Raw genomic sequence first — 941 nt, forward strand, 5'->3', positions numbered from 1 at the left:
TGCTCAAATGGCCGAGCTCAAAGGAAATGTTAAGCACTTTTATCATCTAGCAGCGATCTATGATTTGAACGCTGGTGCTGAAATTCAGAAAGCAGTAAATGTACAGGGCACAAGAAACGCAATTGTTGCCGCGACAGAAATGCAAGCAGGCTGTTTTAACCATATTAGTTCGATCGCAGCAGCTGGTCTTTATAAGGGGACGTTTAGAGAGGATATGTTCGAAGAGGCCGAGAACCTTGACGATCCATACCTTCAAACAAAACATGACTCGGAAAAGGCTGTTCGAGACGAATGCTCTATTCCTTTCAGAATCTATCGTCCTGGTATGGTTGTGGGGCACTCTAAGACTGGTGAGATCGACAAGATTGACGGTCCATATTACTTCTTCAAAATGCTGCAAAAAATTCGTAACACTTTACCAAAGTGGATGCCTACTATTGGTATTGAAGGTGGCCGCATTAACGTTGTGCCGGTCGACTTTATTGTTGATGCAATTGATCATATTTCCCATGCAGATGGTGAAGATGGAAAATGTTTCCATTTGACTGACCCAGACCCACACAAGGTTGGTGAGGTTCTAAATATTTTTGCCGAAGCTGGTCATGCGCCAACCATGACAATGCGTGTTGATTCTCGCATGTTTGGTTTTATTCCTTCAATGGTTAGGAATGGCCTAAAGAACCTTCCTCCTGTTAAGCGTATTACGAGTGCGGTTTTAAATGATTTTGGTGTTCCAGAGTCGGCAATGGGTTTTATCAATTACCCAACAAAGTTCGACTCTCGCGAAACAGAGCGTGTATTGAAAGGATCAGGAATCGAAGTTCCTCGTCTAGAATCCTACGCACCTGCTATTTGGGATTTTTGGGAGCGTAACCTAGACCCAGATTTACATAAAGATCGTTCCTTAAAAGGTACTGTTGGTGGAAAAGTTTGTGTTGTCA

Annotated in this window: 1 protein-coding gene; it reads left to right on the plus strand. The window is 43.0% G+C overall.

What is annotated here, in order from left to right; all coding sequences use genetic code 11:
• Positions 1 to 941, plus strand: a 941-nt coding sequence (locus A3735_RS03035) for an SDR family oxidoreductase (protein ID WP_197485627.1), incomplete at both ends; no start/stop codon positions are given.

It is taken from the genome of Oleiphilus sp. HI0061 (assembly GCF_001635675.1).